The 2,279-nt window shown below is 56.6% G+C and carries 1 protein-coding gene; it reads right to left on the reverse strand.

Annotated elements, in window-relative coordinates; translation table 11 throughout:
• The coding region (locus ML342_RS11935; protein ID WP_500809971.1) for an SPM autocatalytic domain-containing protein at nt 1-2,186 on the reverse strand (2,186 nt) is incomplete at its 3' end.
• Between the last annotated feature and the right edge of the window lie 93 nt (nt 2,187-2,279).

Genomic DNA, 2,279 nt, shown 5'->3' on the forward strand with positions numbered 1-2,279 from the left:
AACACATAACGGTCGGAGTAATAACCACCAATCAGCGTATCGTTGCCCGTACCGCCAACAAACAGGTTGTTTTGGGCATAAATATCCACCCTCAGCGTGTCGTCGCCCTCGCCGCCATACAACTTGTTGCTGCCGGCACCGCCCTCCAACACGTCGTCCCCGGCTCCTCCGTACAGCACGTCATTCTCGGCTCCCCCATCCAGCACATCGTTTCCGGTGCCTCCATACAACACATCGTTTCCGTTGCCGCCGGAAAGCGTATCGTTGCCGGCACCGCCAATGAGCGTGTCATCACCGTTGCCACCGTTCAAGGTATTGTCCGCTGAATCCGCCAGGACGAGCTCTGCGGCATCGGTGCCATTGAAAACGTCAGTGCCGGTGGCAGAAAGCAACCCATAGTCCCGCAATGCAAGCCACTGCTGCTCGCTCAACACCACGGTTTCGGCCATTTGCGCCAACGCGCCCGCCGGCGACCATTCAGCAGCGGTGAAAAAATCGCCCTTGTATTTCTTCAACTCCAGCAAATCCACGATGGCGTTGAACCCATCGGATTCCGCTTTCGTCAGCAACAGCGCCTCGACACCGGAAAAATTGAACGTCAGCGCGGAGAAATCCGCGGAAATACCAATCCTGATCGCATCAACATATGGCTTCAGGCGCGTAGAAAGCACCAATTTCTCATAGACCGCATCAGAATAGGCGACATACATCTTCGTATAGATCGGCAAATTCTCATTTGCCCACCAGACGTCCGTCATGGCGCCCCAGCCCATGACTGCTTCAACTACGCGAATTGCGTTCCTTTGATCTTCATGCATGTACTCCCACGTATCCGAAATCCAGGTATTTGGAGGCAACTGGATGACATTGGGGGAGTTGGGGTCTTCCACACCTCCCAGCGCGTGCACCTTGATGCGGTCATCCGAGTAGCCCGGATTGGTCTTTGCCCATTCCAGCAACACATCCGCCAGCAATGCCTTCTGCGCCTCCGCCGTGGTAGCCGCCGCAAACTGGCGAACCAGGCCCGCCAGCGCCGGCGACAAAGCACACGCCTCGCGCAAGGGCCGCAGACGACCAATGCCAGGCAGATCGACCACGATGTCGGCCAGAGACTGCGGGATTTCCACGCTGGTGTCGTATGCACCGTGGATCGTGTCCGAATCGAAATCGAACTCCTGCATGGTGCCGGTAGTGGCATTGCCCTCGGCATCGAGGCGGGTGAAGCTGCCGGTGCCGGTGCGCTGGCCGCCGGCCACGGCAGCCTGTTCGGTACTGTGGGATACCAAGAGGTTGGTGATCCCCAACTGCTCCAGCGTCATCAGCTCGCCAGCGTCGGTCACGCCGTTCTGATTGACGTCCTGCCAGATGCGCAGAGAGGCAAACGCCGCATCATTCGCATCCACCACGCCGTCGCCGTTCTCGTCCAGATCGGCCAGCGCCTGGAATCCCGAAGTCGCCAGCGACCCATCGCGCAGCACGGTCTGGTCGCCGAACAGTTCGGCGCCGGAATCGATTTTCCCATCGCCATTCAAATCGCGAACCAGCAGACCATCCTCACCGCTGACCCAACCGGTAGCAGTGCGGAAGTGATCGCCGTCGAAATCGAATAGTGGGCCTGACAGGTTGCCGTCGGTGCGAGTTGAAACAATACCATCGCCGTTCAGATCCAAGGCGAGTGGGTCATACCGCTGGATGCGGTAGGTTTCGTCCTTAATATTCCCGAAAAGCCCCATGAGCTTCTCAACAAGTTCCGTAGACCAATTATTTATAATTTCATCGAACCCAAATTCATGAAGAAATTTATTTAGAATCCATTCCAACCCTTCGGAAATTCCATACGCAACCAACCCGGCAACAAAAATCCCCGCAATAGTAGTCGCGCCACCAACAAGTGCAGCACCAGCGATAAAGCCTACGATCCCAGCAACAGCAGCAGCCAACGCTGCAGAAACTCCGCCCGTTAGCCCTGCCTCATAGGTCCCAAGAGCAACGCCAGCTAGACCAATCAAGTTCCCTGCATTTTTTGCAAAAGAGGCCATCGCGTCCGCATTACCAGCAATCGCTTCTGAAAGCGTGGCAATGTTAATGTTTGCGGCTGCTTCTGCTGCAATGCCTCTCTGCAATGCTGTTGCATTCGGAGATAGTTCAATCTGGCGAGCTAAGGAAGGTCTGAACAACTCCGCCACTTTCGGCGAGAATGGATCATCGGTTCAAGGGTGAGTTCGATGCAGCTGTCGTTCGGAGATGCCGAGGGGATGGGCCGCAAGCGCACGCGGCGC

The organism is Thermomonas alba (assembly GCF_022419205.1).
GTDB classification, from domain to species: Bacteria; Pseudomonadota; Gammaproteobacteria; order Xanthomonadales; family Xanthomonadaceae; genus Thermomonas; species Thermomonas alba.